The organism is Deltaproteobacteria bacterium (assembly GCA_005879795.1).
Lineage (GTDB): Bacteria > Desulfobacterota > Binatia > DP-6 > DP-6 > DP-6.
Genome location: VBKJ01000199.1, coordinates 1 through 17,633 on the forward strand (window position 1 = coordinate 1; position 17,633 = coordinate 17,633).

Annotated in this window: 17 protein-coding genes and 1 pseudogene; 8 read left to right on the forward strand and 10 right to left on the reverse strand. The window is 72.5% G+C overall.

Annotated elements, in window-relative coordinates; all coding sequences use genetic code 11:
- Nucleotides 1-616: 616 nt before the first annotated feature.
- Nucleotides 617-871, forward strand: a pseudogene (locus E6J59_16690) (hypothetical protein).
- A 197-nt stretch (nt 872-1,068) separates the two neighbouring features.
- On the opposite strand, the gene E6J59_16695 reads toward E6J59_16690, so the two are convergent.
- A complete protein-coding gene (locus E6J59_16695) occupies nt 1,069-1,806 on the reverse strand; it encodes a phosphoadenylyl-sulfate reductase (protein ID TMB17320.1) in 738 nt (245 codons plus the stop codon).
- 189 nt (nt 1,807-1,995) lie between these two features.
- On the opposite strand from E6J59_16695, the gene E6J59_16700 reads away from it, so the two are divergent.
- Together E6J59_16700 and E6J59_16705 are read left to right on the forward strand one after the other, a co-directional pair.
- Nucleotides 1,996-2,319: an SCP2 sterol-binding domain-containing protein gene (locus tag E6J59_16700; GenBank protein TMB17321.1), complete on the forward strand. Its 324-nt coding sequence runs from the start codon at nt 1,996-1,998 to the stop codon at nt 2,317-2,319.
- Nucleotides 2,320-2,352: 33 nt separating this feature from the next.
- Nucleotides 2,353-2,700, forward strand: coding sequence for a hypothetical protein (locus tag E6J59_16705; protein ID TMB17322.1), 348 nt, complete (start codon nt 2,353-2,355; stop codon nt 2,698-2,700).
- 10 nt (nt 2,701-2,710) lie between these two features.
- Here E6J59_16705 and E6J59_16710 read toward each other — a convergent pair whose 3' ends face one another.
- Both E6J59_16710 and E6J59_16715 read right to left on the reverse strand, forming a co-directional pair.
- Nucleotides 2,711-2,995: a hypothetical protein gene (locus E6J59_16710; protein ID TMB17323.1), complete on the reverse strand. Its 285-nt coding sequence runs from the start codon at nt 2,993-2,995 to the stop codon at nt 2,711-2,713.
- Nucleotides 2,995-4,197 (reverse strand): GNAT family N-acetyltransferase, encoded by a 1,203-nt coding sequence (locus E6J59_16715; protein ID TMB17324.1) that lies wholly within the window; start codon nt 4,195-4,197, stop codon nt 2,995-2,997. The genes E6J59_16710 and E6J59_16715 overlap by 1 nt, the downstream gene beginning before the upstream one ends.
- A gap of 88 nt (nt 4,198-4,285) precedes the next feature.
- Between E6J59_16715 and ggt the strand changes: the two genes are divergently transcribed.
- The 3 genes from ggt (at nt 4,286) to E6J59_16730 (ending at nt 7,119) form a co-directional block, all read left to right on the forward strand.
- Nucleotides 4,286-5,944, forward strand: coding sequence for a gamma-glutamyltransferase (gene ggt / locus E6J59_16720; protein ID TMB17325.1), 1,659 nt, complete (start codon nt 4,286-4,288; stop codon nt 5,942-5,944).
- A gap of 349 nt (nt 5,945-6,293) precedes the next feature.
- Entirely contained in the window at nt 6,294-6,572 is a 279-nt protein-coding gene (locus E6J59_16725) for a hypothetical protein (protein ID TMB17326.1), read from the forward strand.
- A 4-nt stretch (nt 6,573-6,576) separates the two neighbouring features.
- Nucleotides 6,577-7,119 (forward strand): acyl carrier protein, encoded by a 543-nt coding sequence (locus tag E6J59_16730; GenBank protein TMB17327.1) that lies wholly within the window; start codon nt 6,577-6,579, stop codon nt 7,117-7,119.
- 60 nt (nt 7,120-7,179) lie between these two features.
- Here E6J59_16730 and E6J59_16735 read toward each other — a convergent pair whose 3' ends face one another.
- The 3 genes from E6J59_16735 to E6J59_16745 are packed head-to-tail and all read right to left on the reverse strand — an operon-like array spanning nt 7,180 to nt 11,225.
- The gene (locus E6J59_16735) at nt 7,180-8,469 is read right to left on the reverse strand and encodes an adenylosuccinate synthase (GenBank protein ID TMB17328.1); all 1,290 of its coding nucleotides are present in this window, start codon (nt 8,467-8,469) and stop codon (nt 7,180-7,182) included.
- A 12-nt stretch (nt 8,470-8,481) separates the two neighbouring features.
- A complete protein-coding gene (locus tag E6J59_16740; protein ID TMB17329.1) occupies nt 8,482-10,071 on the reverse strand; it encodes a phosphoglycerate dehydrogenase in 1,590 nt (529 codons plus the stop codon).
- Entirely contained in the window at nt 10,071-11,225 is a 1,155-nt protein-coding gene (locus E6J59_16745) for an alanine--glyoxylate aminotransferase family protein (GenBank protein ID TMB17330.1), read from the reverse strand. Before E6J59_16745 ends, E6J59_16740 begins: the two co-directional genes overlap by 1 nt.
- Nucleotides 11,226-11,446: 221 nt before the next feature.
- Between E6J59_16745 and E6J59_16750 the strand changes: the two genes are divergently transcribed.
- Entirely contained in the window at nt 11,447-13,222 is a 1,776-nt protein-coding gene (locus E6J59_16750; GenBank protein TMB17331.1) for a TolC family protein, read from the forward strand.
- Between the two features lie 34 nt (nt 13,223-13,256).
- On the opposite strand, the gene E6J59_16755 is transcribed toward E6J59_16750, so the two are convergent.
- The 4 genes from E6J59_16755 to E6J59_16770 are packed head-to-tail and all read right to left on the reverse strand — an operon-like array spanning nt 13,257 to nt 16,247.
- Entirely contained in the window at nt 13,257-13,700 is a 444-nt protein-coding gene (locus tag E6J59_16755; GenBank protein TMB17332.1) for a hypothetical protein, read from the reverse strand.
- Complete coding sequence (folE, locus tag E6J59_16760) at nt 13,697-14,260, reverse strand: GTP cyclohydrolase I FolE (GenBank protein TMB17333.1); 564 nt, start codon at nt 14,258-14,260, stop codon at nt 13,697-13,699. Before folE ends, E6J59_16755 begins: the two co-directional genes overlap by 4 nt.
- Before the next feature lie 44 nt (nt 14,261-14,304).
- On the reverse strand, nt 14,305-15,180 hold the full coding sequence (locus E6J59_16765) for a methylenetetrahydrofolate reductase [NAD(P)H] (GenBank protein ID TMB17334.1): 876 nt from the start codon (nt 15,178-15,180) through the stop codon (nt 14,305-14,307).
- Between the two features lie 29 nt (nt 15,181-15,209).
- A complete protein-coding gene (locus E6J59_16770) occupies nt 15,210-16,247 on the reverse strand; it encodes a homoserine kinase (protein ID TMB17335.1) in 1,038 nt (345 codons plus the stop codon).
- Nucleotides 16,248-16,410: 163 nt separating this feature from the next.
- Here E6J59_16770 and E6J59_16775 point away from each other — a divergent pair, with 163 nt between their 5' ends.
- Entirely contained in the window at nt 16,411-17,178 is a 768-nt protein-coding gene (locus tag E6J59_16775; protein TMB17336.1) for a hypothetical protein, read from the forward strand.
- Nucleotides 17,179-17,633: the final 455 nt, after the last annotated feature.

Sequence of the window (17,633 nt, forward strand, 5' to 3'; positions counted from 1 at the left end):
TGCACTCGCGGCTGCAGCTCGGCATCCAGCAGTACCAGGACGATCCGAACTTCCAGGGCGACATCATCCTGCTCGAGCCGGGCGAGACCGATCTCGCCTTCTTCAAGATGGCGCCGCTCAATCTGTGGGCGGGGCGCAGCGCGGGGGCGCACGGCTATCTCTCGGTGACGCAGGCGATCGAGGCGCACTACGAGATGATCCGGCAGATCCTGCAGACCTACGGCGTGCTCATGACCCGCAAGGAGGTGCGCGAGGGCCTCGAGCGGCTGCTGCGCCACGAGCCGAGCGAGGGGCCCGAGGACGTGCTCCTCCGCGACGTGCCGAAGCGGAACCTGCACGTTGCGTAGCGTCGCGTAGGCTGCTCGCCCGGGGCGGGAGGGCCCCGCGGCTCACGCTCGCGCCGACGGGACGCATCATCACGGCCGCGCGTTGCGTCCGGCGCGAGAGATCGCCGCGGGGCCCTCCCGCCCCGGGCTCGGGCCTTGCGGCCCTTCGCACCCCGCCCCGCTTCGGCACATCGCACCCTCGGCTCCCGGTGGGATCATCGAGCGGGTTGCGCCCGCCGGTCGAGGCAGGGCGGCTGTCAAACGATGGGCGGCCGCGCTAAGAACGGTCCATGCACGTCACGATGGTCAAGAAGAAGCTGGCCGACGGCTCGGACTGCCGCAAGTGCGCCGACGTGACGGCATACCTCCAGACGCGCGGCTTCTGGGACCGTGTCGACGAGGTGGTGTGGGCGTACGAGAACGATCCCGCGAGCCCGGGCATGCTGCTCGGGAAACGCCTCGGCGTGGAGCGCGCGCCCTTCTTCGTCGTCCGCGACGAGCGCGGCGAGACCGTCTACACGAGCGCGCTGCAGCTGATCCAGGAGCGGTTCGGGCAGGAGGTATCGACCGCCGAGCGGGCAGGCGACGTCGACCCCGATGACGTGGGCGGGATCTGACTCATCCCGGGTCCGTGCGCTGCTCGCGCGGCTGCGCCGCGCTCCGCTGCTCCGACCCAACGCCGCCGCGGCTCCGCCGCGGGGCCCTTGCGTCCGTCGGCGAAGTCTCCCTCGGCTTCGCCCGCCTACGGTGCCGGCCGCACGTTGCCGGCGTGCAGGCCGCACTCCTTGAGCGTCTCCTCCTCCCACCACCAGCGCCCCTCGCGCTCGTGCTGGCCGGGGTTGATCGGCCGCGTGCACGGCTCGCAACCGATCGAGAAGAAGCCGCGCTCGTGGAGCGGGTTGTAAGGGACCTCGTGCTCGCGGATGTAGGCCCACACCTGCTTCGACGTCCAGTTCGCGAGCGGGTTGAACTTGACGAGCGGCCGCTCGGGCGAGCCGAAGGTCGGATCGGCCTGGACGACGGGAACCTCGGCGCGCGTGCCCGGGCTCTGGTCCCTGCGCTGGCCCGTCACCCACGCCTTCACGGGGCGGAGCGCACGCACCAGGGGCTCCACCTTCCGGATGCCGCAGCACTCCTTGTGGCCGTCCTTGTAGAAGGAGAAGAGTCCCTTCTCGCGCACGAGCTTCTCCACCGCCTCGGGCTGCGGGAAGAAGACCTCGACGGCGATCCGGTAGTGCTCGCGGACCTTCTCCAGGAACTGGTAGGTCTCGGGGTGGAGCCGTCCGGTATCGAGCGAGAAGACGCGGAACGGGCCGCCGATCTTGGCCGCCATGTCGACGAGGACGACGTCCTCGGCGCCGCTGAACGAGATGGCGAGATCCCGCCCATACTCGCGGATCGCGAGCGCGAGGACGTCCCGCGGATCGCGTCCCGCGTACTCAGCGGCTGTGGCCGGGAGGGTCTTGGGATCGAGCGCCATGGGGTCTCCGGGGGATGAGCGCTGCCCGGTGGGCAAGCACCGGTTTCATATCTACCGACGCGAGGATGGATTCGCAACCTCGCGCCACTCCGGGACGCGCCGGCCGACATCGCCGACATCCTTGACAGGCGTGGACGCATGACCTAGGAGACCGTGCATCAACCCCCCACCCAAGAGGAGGAGTTTGGCATGACGCCTGAAGAGATCTTCAAGGAGATGCCCGCCAACCTGAACGCCGACGCGGCCAGGGGCATGAACTCGACGATCCAGTTCAACCTCGCCGGTGACAACGGCGGCCAGTGGTACGTCGCCATCAAGGACGGCAAGGCCGAGGTCACCAAGGGCACCGCGTCGTCGCCCAACATGACGCTCTCGATGTCGGCGTCGGACTACGTCGACATGATCCTCGGGAAGCTGAACGGCCAGATGGCCTTCATGAGCGGCAAGCTCAAGATCTCCGGCGACATGGGGCTCGCGATGAAGATGCAGAGCCTCTTCAAGCGGCCCGTCTGAGCGAGAGACCACGTCTGAACCGGAGGCGGGTGGATGCGCGGCGCCGTCCACCCGGTCTCCTGCACCTGCGAGAGCGCCGCGGCCGGGGAGGAGGATGTGATGGAAGAGGGGACGAGCAAGGCGATTCCGCTCCGGCGCCCGCGCGGCGCCGCGCGGGCGCTGGCGTCGCGGCCGCTGCAGCTCACGGAGCGGCTCGGCGCGGGTGTGCGGCGCGTGCTGTCACCGCCGCGTCAGATCTGGCTGGCCAGCCTGGGCGGCGCGGTGCTCGCCGTCCGCGGAGCCCGCGCCGCGTGGTCTCAGCTCGTCACCGAGGGTGCCGCCGTGGAGGGCTGGCTCCGCCACACGCTCGCGGGTGCCGCGGACCGCGAAGCCCGCGGCTGAGACCCGACTCCTACGGGGGCGGCACGCGGCGCAGCAGCTCGCCCAGCGCGAGCAGGATGCCGCCGAGCGCGAGTCCCCCGAGCAGGCCTCCGAGCGCCGCGGCCACCAGCCCGTAGTGCCGCGCCGCCGCCACCCAGTACTCGGTCTGGAAGAGCGCGTGCTCGGGGTGACGCGCATACGCCGCCGCGACCTCCCGGAAGTGCGCGTCGCCCGCAACCAGCCAGCCCGTCACGCCCGCGGTGGCGAGCCCGAGCACCAGGATCGCCACCCCGAGGACGCGCAGAAAGCCCGGCATCAACCGCGCCCCGGGTCGAGCTCTCGCTTGCAGACGACGACGCGCGCGCGCCGGCGGGCATCGTAGCCGGCCCACTTCGCGGCCGGCACCTGCCCCGCCCCGACCTGCGAGAAGCCGAGGCGCAGGAAGAACTGCACCGCCCGCTCGTCGACCGCGCAGGCGAAGACGTAGGCGAGTCCGCGCCCCGCCGCCTCGCCGAGGAGCCGGGCGACCAGGCGCTCACCGATCCCCTCCCCCTTGAAGCGCGTGATGGTGTAGAGGCCGACGATCTCCCCTGCCCGTTCCGCGGCGTAGGGCGCGGTCAGGAGCCCGGCGATCCCCGCCAGGTGGCGGTCGCAGATGGTGGCGCCGAAGCCGACGGCGAGCACCTCCGCGATCTCGTCCGGCGAGCGCAGCTTGAGCAACCCCTCGCGCTGGCCGCGCTCGAGTAGGCGCTCCGCCTGCGCGAAGTCGTCCAGGCCGAGCGGCGCGACGCGGCAGTAGTCGCCGCGTGTGAAGAGGGTGCCCGAGCCCTCGTAGGTGAAGAGCTCGTCCGCGATGCCCTCGGGGGTACAGAGGTTCACGGAGTCGACGCCGGCGTGGAGCGCCTCACGCACCGCGACCAGCAGCGCCCGGCGGTCGCCGAGCCCTGACCACTCCGCCTGGCCCTGGCGGAGCAGCGTGTCGAGCACGTCGGCGTCGACGAACGAGAGCCGCCGCGGCTGACCGGCGAGGAGGCCGCCCTCGGGATCGACGAGTACGAGCTTCGGGATGCGGAGCGCGGTGGCGAGCGCCGGCGCGAGCCCGGGGAAGGGGGGCCCCGCCCCTCCGCGCACGGCGAGCGCGCACAGGCGCTCGCGGCGCAGGATGCCCCACAGCTCGGCGCGGAGCGCCTCCGTGTCCGGTGGCGGGAGCCCCGTGCCATCCACGCACACCACGGGCGCGCGCCGGCGGCCGAGCCCCTTCACACCCCCGAGCGCGGCGCGGAGGCGGCGCTGGGCCGCGGGCGTCAAGTCGGACCAACAGAGGAGGACGCGGGTGTCGTTGCGCACGAGGTCGGCGAGCGCGCTCGCGAGCCGTCCCAGGTCGGTGACCCCGGGGGCGACCGCCACGAGCACGCTCCGGCCACGGAACTCCTCGAGGTAGAAGTCCTTCTCGGCGAAGTGCTCGCCCTGACGCAGCTCTGCCGCCACTCGTCGCACGCGCTCGCCCGGGCCGGGCATGTGCGCCGAACCCTAGCACACGACGCGACGCCGGCAAGAAGGACGCGTAGATTTGCGCTCGTGCGTGCGCTCGCGCTAAGCGGCCGCGGTGCGCGCGCGCCTGGCGATCGCCCTGGCCCTGGTCCTCGCCGCCCGCGCGCGGCCCGCGTCCGCGGCCGCGCGCGCCGGCGCCGTCGCGAGTGAGCATCCCGCGGCGGCCGCGGCCGGCGTCGAGATGCTGCGGGCGGGCGGCACGGTCGTGGACGCGGCGATTGCGGCCGCTGCTGCCGTCTGCATCGTACATGCCTCCTCCTGCGGGCTCGGCGGCGGTGGCTTCGCGCTCGTCCATCGTGCGGACGGGGGCGACTTCGCGCTCGATTACCGCGAGGTCGCTCCGGCGGGCGCCACCCCCGAGCACTTCGAGACGCGCGGAAAGCCCGAGCCGGCGCTCCTCCGCGCGGGCGGGCTCGCCGTCGGCGTGCCGGGCGAGGTGGCGGGCATGGCGGCGCTCCACCGCCGCTTCGGCCGCCTGCCGCTCGCGCGCGTGCTCGCACCGGCCATTCGCCTCGCGCGCGACGGATTCACGCTCGCCGAGGCGCCCCACCTCGCGCGCGAGATCGAGCACAGCAAAGACCTCCTCGCCGCCGACCCGGACCTGCGCCGCGTGTTCCTCGCCGGCGGTACCAGTGCCCCCGGCCCCGATTTCCGCATCCTGCAGGCCGATCTCGCGCGCACCCTGGAGGCGGTCGCCGCGCGCGGCGCGCGCGCCTTCTACCGGGGGCCGCGCGCAGCGGGCATCGCCGCCGCCGTGCGGACGCGCGGCGGGGTGCTGGGCGAGGCCGACCTCGCCCGCTACCGGCCGCGCTGGCGCCAGCCGCTCGCGGGCGCGTTCCGCGGCCGCCGGATCGTGACCTTCCCGCCACCCGGCTCGGGCGGCGTGTTGCTCGAGGTGCTCGGGCTCCTCGCGCACGACGATCTCCCCGCCCTCGGCCGCGGCACGCCCACGGCGCTCCACCTCCTGGCCGGGGCCATGGCGCAGGGCTTCGCGGATCGCGCGCGCTGGTACGGCGATCCGGAGTTCACACGCGTGCCCGTGGCGGCGCTCCTGGCACCCCCGCGCCTCGCCGCGCTGCGGAGCGCGCTCAGCGCACTCGGCCCGACGCCGAAGCGCACCGCGCTCGTCCCCGACCACGGCACGGCGCACGTGTCGGTGGTGGACGCCGAAGGCAACGCCGCCGCCATCACGACCACCATCAACACCGGCTTCGGCGCCGGTATCCTGGTGGCCGGCACGGGGATCATCCTGAACGACGAGATGGACGACTTCGCCCTCGCCCCAGGCGTACCCAACGTCTACGGGCTCGTCGGCACGGCGGCCAACGCGCTCGCGCCGGGCAAGCGCCCGCAGTCGAGCATGTCGCCCACCATCGTGCTCGCCGGGCGGCGCCCCGAGCTGGTGGTCGGCGGCTCGGGCGGCCCGACGATCATCTCCGGGACCCTCCAGGTGGTGCTCGGTGTCACCGCCTTCGGGCTCCCGCTACGCGAGGCCGTCGAGGCGCCACGCCTCCACGACCAGGCGGTGCCGCCGGTGCTGGGGGTCGAGCCGGGGGTCGAGCCCGGCGTCCGCGCCGTGCTCGAGCGGCTGGGTCACCGCGTCGCGGTAACGCCGGTGATCGGCGCCATCTCGGCCTGCGGCCTCGCCCGCGACGGGTCGCCCGTCGCCGCCGGCGACCCGCGCAAGGACGGCGGCGCCGCCGTCGTTCCATAGCGCGCCGCGCCGCCAAGCGCGCAAAATGTTGCCGCCGCGCGGACAAGTGTGAACGCCGAGTCGCACCCACGCCCACAGCCACTTCTCACGCGGCACAGAGCACTCCGGTGCGGCCCTTCCCCCCCATGGGTGAGACCGCGAACCGAAATAGGCGATGACCGGCACCCGAACCGGGGGGCATCCCTTGTCCGTATGCTCCCGCGACTCCGCGTGTCGCGCGAAAAGTCACGCTGCGCGCGCGATTTTTCCTGCGCTCCCCGCAGATGCCGGGCGGGACGCTTCACCCTCGCTGGCGCGCCGCGCGGGCACGGTCCCTGCTCGTTGGCCGAGTCCAGGAGGACCACCACCGATGACGTATCACACCGGCGATTACGTATACCCGGCCGATCTCCCCCGCCGGGTCCTCTGCCGCGTGCGCAACACCGAGAGCCTGAGCGTCAGGAACGCCCCGTCTCAGATCCTCAAGCTCGAGCCGCTCGAGGGGCCATGGCCCGCCGGAACGGAGCTCATCCGCCTGGACGAGTGGGTGGTCCCCGCTCGGCCGCGGCGGCTCTGGCAGGACGCGCTCGGTCCGGGGCGCGTGGTGCGGCCGGCGGTGCGGAAGACCAGCAGCCAGAACGCGGCCTGACGACATGCTGCAGGCCCTTCTCGAGCCGCGCGTCCGTTGCCTGGTGGCCGACACCCTCGGCGTGGGAATCGACGAGCTCGGGGTCGAGGTGTCCCTGACCGACGACCTCGCCGCCGACTCGCTCGATCTGGCCGAGCTCGCCGCCCGGCTCGAAGCCGATCTCGGCCTGGTCATGCCGGACCGCGTGGTCGATCACCTGCGCACCTACGGCGACCTGGTGCGGGCCGCGACGGCAGCGGCCCGGGAGCGGCGCACGGCCCTGGGGCGCGTCGACGCCTTGCCGGTGCAGGTCTGGGCCCACCTGGTCTCGCCGCGCGGCCAGCTCGTGCGCGCGGAACTCCTGACGCCGTATGCCGCCCAGACGATCGCGGAGGACGCGCTCCGTGCGGGCCCTGGGGCGCGGCTCGAGATCACCGTCCCGGAGGACGCCAGCGACGCCGATTTGGCGGGCGTGCGCGCCGAGTTCGCCTGGCTCGCCGACCACGGCCTGGCGCTGCGCATCGGCCGCGCCCACCGACCCGACGCCCCCTCGAGCGCAGCCGCGTAACCCGCGGGCCGGCGCGGCGTCCCCACGCCGCACGCCCGCTCACGCGCCGCGAGGCTGCGCTCAGAAGGGCGCGGCCAGGCGGATCGTCTGGTCGCGCTGCGCGCCGACCGAGAGGAGCGCGACCGGCACGCCGACCAGCGCCGCGAGCCGCTCGAGGTACCGCCGCGCGTTGCCCGGCAGGTCGGCGAGCGCGCGCGCCCCGCCGAGCGGCTCACGCCAACCAGGCAGCTCGTCGTACTGCGGCACGACGCGCTCCCACGCGCCCCCGCTTGCGGGCGGCAGCGCGAGGCGGCGCCCGCCCAGCTCGTAGGCGGTGCACAGGCGCAGCGGGTCGATACCGGTCAGCACGTCGAGCTTGGTGACCGCGAGGCCGTCGACGCCGGAGAGCGCGGCCGCCTGGCGGACGACCACCGCGTCGAACCAGCCGCAGCGCCGCGGACGCCCGGTGGTCGCACCGTACTCGTCGCCGTCGGCGCGCAGCCGCTCGCCGAGCGCGTCGGTCAGCTCGGTCGGGAAGGGCCCGCCCCCGACGCGCGTGGTGTAGGCCTTGGCGATGCCGACGACGCGGTCGATGGCGCGCGGCGGGAGGCCCGCGCCGGCGGCCGCGGCGCCCGCCACGCAGCTCGACGAGGTGACGAACGGATAGGTGCCGTGGTCGACGTCGAGCATCATGCCCTGCGCACCTTCGAGGAGCACGCGCCGCCCGGCGGCGAGCGCCGCGCGCAGCTCGGCCCCCGTGTCGGTGACGAACGGGCGGAGCGGCTCGCGGAAGCCCGCGTAGCGCTCGAGGATGGCGTCGAAGGCGAGCGGCGGCTCGCCGAGGAGCGCCTGGAGGTAGGTGTTCTTCTCGCGCAGGTTGCGCTCGAGGGCCGCGCGGAAGCCCGTCTCGTCGAACAGGTCGCCGACGCGGATGCCGCTGCGCGCCATCTTGTCCTCGTAGGCGGGACCGATGCCGCGCCCGGTGGTGCCGATGCTTCCCGCCCCGCGCAGCCGCTCGCGCGCCCGGTCGATGGCGCGATGGTAGGGCATGATGAGGTGCGCCTGCTCGCTGACGCGCAGCCAGCGGTCCTCGGCCAGGTAGCCCCGCCTGCGCAGCGCTTCGATCTCGCCCACCAGCACCTCGGGGTCGATCACCACCCCCGGCCCGAGCATGCAGATGCGGCCCGGGTGGAGCACGCCGGCGGGAACGAGGTTCAGGACGGTCTTCTCGCCGTTCACCACCAGCGTGTGCCCGGCGTTGTTGCCGCCGTGGAAGCGGACCACGACGTCGGCGTCGGCAGCGAGGAGGTCGACGACCTTCCCCTTCCCCTCGTCGCCCCACTGCGTGCCGATGATGACGGTGGCGGGCATGGGCGGCGCCGGCTAGAGGCGGAGCTGCTGCGCCGAGACGATCTGCGGCAGCGTGCGCAGCGCGGCGAGCACGTCGTCCGGCACCGGCTCGTCGACGTGGATCAGCGAGATCGCCATGCCGCCCACCCGCTCGCGGCCGAGCTCGAGGCCGGCGATATTGATGCCGCGCTCGCCGAGGAGCGTGCCGACGCGTCCCACCACGCCCGGCACGTCACGGTTGTGGAGCATCAGGATGTGGCCCTCGGGCACCGCCTCCATGCGGAACCCGTCGATCTTGGTGACGCGCACCGTGTCGGCGCCGAACACCGCGCCCTCGACCGCGATCGTGCGCGAGGCGGTGCGCGCCTGGACCGAGAGCGCGTTCAGGTAGTCGCTCGTCTGCGGCGCGCGCGCCTCGATCACCCGGATGCCGCGCTCGCGAGCGATCGCCGGCGCGTTCACGTAGTTGACGCCCGACTCGAGGAGCTGCCCGAGGAGCCCGCGCAGCACGGCCGCCGCCAGCGAGCGGAGCTCGCGCTCGGCCACCTCACCGCTCGCCTGCACGGTCACCTCGAGCGGCGGTTCCGGCGAAAGCTGGGCCTGCAAGGCGCCCAGCTTCTCGGCCAGCAGCAGATACGGGCGCAGCACCTGCAGGACCTCGGGGGAGAGCGAGGGAACGTTGACCGCGTTCTGGATGATGCCGCGGCAGAGGAAGTCGGCGACCTGCTGCGCGATGGCGACCGCGACGTTCACCTGCGCCTCGCCGGTCGAGGCCCCCAGGTGCGGCGTGCAGATCACCTGCTCGAGCCGGAGGAGCGGATGGCCGGCGGGTGGCGGCTCCTTCTCGAGCACGTCGAGGGCCGCGCCGGCCACGTGGCCGGCCTGGATGGCCGCGGCGAGCGCCGCCTCGTCGACGATGCCGCCGCGCGCGCAGTTGACGATGCGTACGCCGCGCTTCATGCGCGCGATCGTGCTCGGGCCGATGAGCCCGCGCGTCTCGGGCGTGAGCGGGGTGTGGATGGTGATGAAATCGGCGCGGGCGTAGAGCTCGTCGAGCGAGACCAGCTCGACGCGCAGGCGCGCCGCGACCTCGTGCGTGACGAAGGGGTCGGAGGCGATCACCTTCATGCGCAGCCCGTGGGCCCGCTCGGCGACGATCGCGCCGATGTTGCCGAGGCCGATGATGCCGAGCACCTTGTTGCAGACCTCGGTGCCGAGCCACTTCTCGCGCTCCCAGCGCCCGGCGCGCACGCCGGCCGCGGCCTGCGGGACGTTGCGCGCCACGGCGAGGAGCAGCGTGATCGCGTGCTCGGCGGTGGTCACGTTGGAGCCGCCGGGCGTGTTCATGACCACGATGCCCTTCTTGGTGGCGGCGGCGACGTCGACGTTGTCGACGCCGATACCCGCCCGGCCGATCACGCGCAGCGCGTCGGCCTGCGCGAGCACGTCGGCCGTCACCCGGGTGCCGCTCCGGATGATGAGGGCGTGGAAGCCGCGCACGGCGTCCCTCAGCTCCGCCGGCGAGAGGCCGGGGCGCGCCTCGATCGCCAGCTCGGGCTGCTCGCGGAGCCGCGCCAGCCCCTCGGGGCCGAGCGGGTCGGTCAGGAGGACCCGGTAGGCCATCAGCCGCGCGCCGGGAGCCCTTCGGCGAGGATCCGCTCGGCCGCGCCCACGCCGCGGCCGAGCTCGACCCGGGCGCCGAAGTGATGGAGCCCGAGCTCGAGCGCCGCGACCCCCGTCACCACGTCGAAGGCGCCCGCGTAGCCGAGGTGCGCGAGGCGGATGATCTTGCCCTTCAGCTTGTCCTGGCCGCCGGCGAAGGTGACGCGCAGGCCGTCGCGCAGGTAGCGGAAGAGCGCCGAGCCGTCGAGGCCCTCGGGCAGCATGACGGCGGTGGCCGCCGGGCTCGGCGACTCGGGCGCGAGCAGGCGGAGGCCGAGCGCCGTCGCGGCCGCACGGGTGGCGCGCGCCAGGCGATCGTGGCGTGCGTGGACGTTCGCCCAGCCCTCGGCGCGCAGCATCTGGAGCGCGACGCGCAACCCCTGGACGAGCGAGATGGCCGGCGTCCACGCGGTCGAGCGTTCGGCCACCCCCTTCCGCTCGCGGCGGAAGTCGAAGTAGAAGCGCGGCAGACGCGCCGTCTCGGTCGCCTTCCAGGCGCGCTCGGAGAGGGCCACGAAGGCGAGCCCGGGCGGCAGCATGAGCGCCTTCTGCGAGCCGGTCACGAGGACGTCGATCCCGAGCCGGTCCATGGGGAGCTCGATGACGCCGACCGCGGTGATGCCGTCGACGACGAGGAGCACGTCGCGCCGGCGCGTGATCTCCGCCAGGGCCGGCACTGGATGGAGGGCGCAGGTCGAGGTCTCGCTCGCCTGCACGAAGACCGCCCGCACCCGCGGATGCTCGTCGAGCGCCGTCCTGACCGCTTCGGGCCGGACCGCACGGCCCCACTCGACCACCACCTCGCGCACGGTGAGCCCGTAGGCCTGGCAGATCCTCGTCCAGCGCTCGCCGAACTTGCCGCCGTTCACGACCACGACCTCGTCGCCGGGCGAGAGGAGGTTGGTGACCGAGCCTTCCATCGCCCCGGTGCCGGAGGCGGCGAGCACGAGGACGTCCTGCGCGGTGCCGAAGAGCTCGCGCAGGCCCTCCTGCACCTCGGCCAGCACGGCGGCGAACTGCGGCGTGCGATGATGGATCACCGGCAGCGCCATCGCCGCCAGGACCTCGGGCGGGACCGGCGTTGGCCCCGGGGCGAGCAGAAACGACTTGATCACGGCGGTACCTGTACCCCCTGTGTCACGAGCTCGCGGGGCGAGCCCTCCATCCTCCACCGCAGGGGCCCAGGCGTTCGGCCCGCTGGTCGTTCAGCACTCCCCCGTGGTCGATTCCACGTGAACGCCAGTCGTGCGAGGGATTCGTTTAGCCGCGCGCTCGCACCCTTGTCAAGGCAGCCGATTTTATTGACTCGGTGCGCGTTATCCGTTAGCGGCAGCGCGTGTCCTGGTCGCGTTGGCTGCTCGCGCTCGTGCTGTCGACGATCGTGGCGACCCGAGCCGCGAGCGAGCCGCCCGCGGCTCCTCCCGAGCCGGCGTGGCGCGGCGCGGTCCTCCCGGAGCAGTGGCGCCCCGGCGTTGCGGAGAGCGCGGCGGTGCGTGTGCCCACGCCGATCACACGCGACGAGGCGGTCGAGCGCGTGACGCTCAAGGAGGCGATCGGCCTCGCGCTCCAGAACAACCCGGGCATCGCCGCGCAGCGCCTCGAGCCGACGCGCCAGGCCGAAGGCATCCTCCAGGCGCAGGCGCAGTACGACCCCTCGCTGTCCGGCGAGCTCGACTACAGCCGGGCGGTGACGCCGAACGCGAGCGTGCTCGGCGGCACCCTCACCTCGGTCGTCGAGGACCGGTACGCGAACCTGCATCTCTTCAAGCTCCTGCGCAGCGGCACGCAGATCATGATCGACAGCCTGAACGACCGCTTCGACAGCAACTCGCGGTTCATCCAGCTCCGCCCCCAGTACAAGCCGCAGCTCAACTTCTCGCTCGTCCAGCCGCTCCTCCAGAGCTTCGGCTGGGACTTCAGCTACCTCGTGGTCCGGGTGGCCGAGCGCACCGCGGATGCCGCCGTCTACCAGTACGAGGCGAACCTCGCCAACTTCCTCGAGCAGGTGATCGACGCGTACTGGGCGGTCGTCGGTGCGCGCGAGAACGTCGAGGTGGACCGCGAGGCGAAGCAGCTCGCCGACCGGACGGTCGACGAGAACCAGGCGCGCGTGCGGGTGGGGCTGCTCCCGCCGGTCTCCGTCCTCGAAGCACAGGCAGACGCAGCGAGCCGGCAGTCGGACCTCATCGCCGCCGAGAACAGGCTGGCGGTCGCTCGCCAGACGCTGGCGCAGCTCGTCTACTACCGCCCCGCCGACACCTTCGTGCCGCGCACTCTCGAGCCGAGCGAGACGGCCGAGCCCGAAGAGGTGAGCGTCGACCTGGACGAGACGCTCGCCGTCGCGCTCGCCGCGCGGCCCGAGATCCAGGCCTCGGCGCGCGGCGTGACCGTGCAGCAGCTCAACGAGAAGATCGCCGGCAACGCGCTCCTTCCGGTCCTCAACATGGTCGGGTCGTACGGCGTGAACGGCCTCAGCGGCACGAACCGCGCCGCCGTCTTCGGCAGCACCACGACCTTCTCCCTCACCCCGATCGCCGGGGCGCGCTGCGTCTCGCTCGCGCCGAACCAGGGCTTCCTCTGCACCGTTCCGGGCTTGACACCGCCGTCGCCGTTCGCCGGCTCGGCATCCGAGGCGTACGACCGGATGGCCAGCAACGACTTCAGCGCCTACTCCTTCGGGCTCCGGTTCCAGGTCCCGCTCTCGAACGCGCTCGCCCGGAGCCAGTACACGGCGAGCCGCATCGCGCGTTCGGAAGCGGAGCTGAACCATCGCCAGCTGCTGTCCAACGTGACCCTCGAGGTGCGCCAGGCGGTCGCCGACCTGGTCTCGAGCCGCCAACGGATCGACACGACGCGCGTCGCGCGCGAGCTCGCGGAGGAGAACCTGCGCAACCAGCAGAAGCGGCACGAGGTCGGCATGGCGACGACCAAGGACCTGCTCGACTTCCAGACCCGGCTCACGACCGCGCGCGGCGCCGAGGTGCAGGCGAAGATCGACTACGCGATCGCGGTGGCGCGCTGGCGGCGGGCGCGCGGGCAGCTCCTCGCCTATTACCAGGTCGTGGTCGAGCATCCCGGCCGGCACTCGGCGCCCTGGTTCGCCAGGTTCTGAGGCGGCGGCCGCAGCGCTCGCTCCACCCTCCCGCCTACCGCCGCCGCGCGCGCACCAGCTGGACGCGCTCGCCGCCGTCGAGCCACAGCCGCTCGACGGCGAGGCCGAGCGCGCTGAGCTCGCGCGCCGCGGGATAGCGAGCGCGCGCGGGGCCGAGCCCCCGCGCGGCCAGGTGGAGGACCGCGAGCGCGCGGCGCCAGAGGGCGCGCGGCTGATTGTGGTCGAGGAGGACGAGCGGCGCGCCGGGCGGGAGCCGCTCCTCGACCGCGCGGAGCGCCGCCTGGCGCTCGGCCGGGCCGGGCGCGCCGCCCAGGAAGGCGACGACCGCGCCCATCGGCGCCCCCCCGTCGCGCGCGGGGGGCAGGCGCAGGGCGAGCGCGGCGGCCAGGCGCGGCGCCCAGGGACAGGTGACCAGGACCGGACCCGCGAGCGGCCCGAGCAGCGCCACGGCGCGCGCGGCGAGCCGCGCCGGCCTCACCGCCGCCCGATGAGCGTCATGAACTCCTCGCGCGTCGTCTGGTGCTCGCGGAAGACGCCCAGCATGGCGCTCGTCACCACCACCGAGTTCTGCTTCTCGATCCCCCGCATGCGCATGCACAGGTGCTCGGCCTCGAGCACGACGCCGACGCCGAGCGGATCCAGCTGCTCGTGAATCGTGGTCGCGATCTGGTTCGTCATGCGCTCCTGCACCTGGAGCCGCCGGGCGTAGACCTCGACCAGCCGCGCGAGCTTGCTGATCCCGACGATCCGGCGGTTGGGCAGGTACGCCACCTGCGCCTTCCCGAAGAAGGGCAGGATGTGGTGCTCGCACAGTGAGTAGAAGTCGATGTCCTTGAGCACGATCATCTCGGAGTACTCCTCGTTGGTGAAGAGCGCCCCGTTGATGACCCGCCGCGGATCCTCGTCGTGCCCCTTGGTGAGGAAGGTGAGCGCGCGCGCGACGCGCTCGGGCGTGCGCGCGAGCCCTTCCCGCTCCGGCTCGGGATCGAGGGCGCGCAGGAGCGCGCGCACGTGCTGCGCCAGGTCGTGTGCCGCCATGCGCTCAGGCTGTAACGGAAGCGCTCCGGCGCCGCAAGGCGCGCTCAGCGCGGGATCGCGCCCTCGCGGCGCAGGTTCTCGAAGATGGCGCGCGTCGCCGGCGAGCGGTTGAGGGTGTAGAAGTGGAGGCCCGGCGCGCCCTGGCGCAGCAGCTCGGCGCACTGCCGCGTCGCCCACTCGATACCTACCGCCATGGCGGCCGGCTCGTCGTCGCGCGCGCGCTCGAGCGCGTCACGCAGGCGGGGCGGCACCTGGTTCCCGGAGAGCGTCGTGATGCGCTCGATCTGCGGCCAGTTGGTGATCGGCATGATGCCGGGCACGAGCGGCACGCCGACACCGGCCCGCCGCGCGCGCTCGACGAAGGCGAAGTAGTCCCGGTTGTCGTAGAAGAGCTGCGTGATCACCACGTCGAGGCCCGCGTCCACCTTCATCTTCAGGTGCTCGACGTTGCGCTCGCGGTCGCGGCACTCGGGATGCCCCTCGGGATGCCCGCCGCCGATGAGACAGAAGTGGTGGCCGCGCTCGCGGATGAAGCGGATCATGTCGAGGGCGTAGCGAAAGCCGTTCGCCGGCGGACGGAAGCCGGGGTCCTTCGGCTGGTCGCCGCGGATCGCGACCACGTTCTCGATGCCGCGCCGCTCGATCAGGTCGCAGTGCGCCGCGATCTCCTCCCGGCTCGCCTCGATGCAGGTGACGTGCGCGGCCCCCTCGAGGCCGAGCGCGCGGATGCGCGTCACCAGCTCGACCGGCGCCTCGCGCGGCTTCGTCCCGGTGCGGGTCACGGTGATGAACCCCGGGCCGAGGGGCCGGAGCGCGTCGATCGTGCGCACGAGGGCTTCCTCGCCCGCGGCCGTGGCGGGCGGGAAGAACTCGAAGGAGACGACCGGGCGGCCGTCGGCGTAGAGCTGGCTGACTTTCACGGTCGGCTGGGCGGGCGCCGCCGGGCGGGCTACTTCGTGCCCTTCTTCTCGAGCGCCTTCACCTTCTGGTACTTGCGGTAATCGTAGCCGGTGGCCATCGCCATGAGGAGCCCCTCCATCCCGCCGTCGCGCTCGCGGCGCAGGATGCGGAGCCGCTCGTAGAACTCGCGGAAGTCCTTGTTGACGCGCACGTGGTCCTCGACCGGGTTCAGGAAGAAGTCGCGCAGCCGCGTCACCGTGAAGCGGAGGGCCGAGAAGCGGAGCTCGTTCGGGAACGCGTCCCACTCGGCGAGCGAGAGCGCGCGCAGGCTCTCGTAGCCCGCGATGAGCGCCTCGAAGCGCTTCAAGTCGTACTCCTCGCCCTGGAAGCAGAGCGCGTTCACCGCGGTGGCGAGGTCGAAGATGAACTTGCCGCGCGACGCCGCCTCGAAGTCGAGCACGGCGACGATCTTGTCGCCCTTCACGATCAGGTTGTCGTGGAAGAGGTCGCCGTGGATGATGCCCTTGGGCAGCTTCGTCTCGAGGTAGTTCTGCAGGTAGTCGACCTCGTCGTCGAGCGTGCGCACGATGCGCTTGAAGTACGAGGGCAGCCGCCCCCGCACCTCGCCGTAGAGGCCGGCGACCCGCTCGAAGCTGAAGCGGTTCTCGATCCCCTTCTTGTAGCTCTTGCCGATCGTGTGCAGGTCGGCGAGCGCGCGTCCGATGTTCTCGAGCTGCCCCGCCGTGATGCGCTCGGGGCGGAGCACGTGGCCGTCGTACCAGCGGTAGACCGAGAGGCACTTGCCCCCCGCCTCGCGGTAGTGGCGCCCCTTGCGGTCGGCGAGCGGCTGGGGGCACGGGAAACCATGTTTGCGGAGAAAGAGGAGGAGGTCGAGCTCGCGCTTCACCTCGAGCTCGCCTTTCACCTCGTCGACGCGCACGAGATGCTTTCCACGCGCCGTCTCGAGGAGATAGGTGGTGTTGACGGAGCCGGCGGCGAGGCCCTGCGCGGCGAGCAGCTTGACGAGGCCGTAGTCCTCGACGATCTCGGCGAGCTCCCGTTTGTCGACCACGGTGTAAACGGCCATCTCCTCCCGCCTCCCTAACTCGCCGGATTCCCGTCCAAAAAGCCCGGGCGACACTATCGTTGCAGCCCCCGGATGTCAAGATGAAATTCTGGTTTGCTCGTGGAAAGTCCTTTACCCGCCCGGGTTTGGAGCCTATAAGGGCCGCGTCCCGGAGGGTGAGCCGATGGCGTCCATGCCCGAGGAAAGGCGGGCCTCCCCGCCTCCGGTCACCTGGCTCGCCGAGCCCCTGAAGCGCTTCCACGACGAGGCCTGGCACACGCCCCAGGGCCGCCTCGTGCGCGAGATCATCTTCGGGCTGAACGACGGGGTGATCTCGACGGTCGGCTTCCTGGCTGGCGTGACCGCCACCCTGGGCGACGTGCGGACCATCGCCCTCGGCGGCATCGCGGCGGCCATCGCCGGGGCGGTCGCCATGGGGGTCGGGGCCTTCGTGTCCTCCAAGTCCCAGCGCGCCTTCTTCCAGGCCGAGATCGCCCGCGAGGCCTGGGAGATCGAGAACATGCCCGAGCACGAGCGCCAGGAGATCCGGGAGATCTACCAGAAGCTCGGCTTCAGCCCCGACGAGGTCGACATCATCGTCCGGCGGGTCACCTCGAGCCCGGAGCTCTGGCTGCGGGTCATGTCGCGCGAGGAGCTGGGCCTGGCCGAGGAGGTGTTCGACTCGCCGATCCGCGTGGGCCTGGTGACGAGCCTCGCCTACCAGCTGGGCGCCTTCCTGCTCCTCGTCCCGTACGCGTTCGCGGCGACCCCGCGCCGGGCCTTCGCCGCCGCGGCGGTCATTGCGGTGGTGACCCTGCTCGCCACCGGCGCCGGCAAGACGTGGGTCACCAGGGAGCCGCCCGTGCGGGCCGCGCTCGAGCTGGCGGGCCTGGGTATCCTCGCATGCGTGATCGGGCTCGTGCTGGGGTGGGTGGTGGGGGTAGCGGTGTAGGGGGGTCTTGGGTACCGCAGGCGATGAAGCGAGGCACCCCCCTGAAGACCGCGGTCATTCTCGTGCCACTTCTGGTGGCACTCGTGCTCGTCATTCGGTGGGCGTTCAGACGCTCCCTCGTGCCGGAGTCGCTATTCCGCGTGAGCGTCACTGATCGTGAGATCGTGGCGACCGATCCCGCCGGCGAGGAGCGCCGCGTTGCCTGGTCTGGTCTGACGAGGGTGGAGATTCGCACAACCGACAAGGGCCCATGGGAACCGGATGTGTTCTTGGTCTTCTACGCGCACTCCGTCACTCCCAGTCTTGTCCTTCCACAGGGTGCCACGGGCGACGACCGACTGCTGGAAGCCCTTGGGACGCGTCTGCCAGGTTTTCGAAGAAACCGAAAGCCCGGTTCCCGAAGCCCCGCCCGCGAATCGTCGTGGATTGCAGCGCGTAGGCAAATCGCCGTCCCG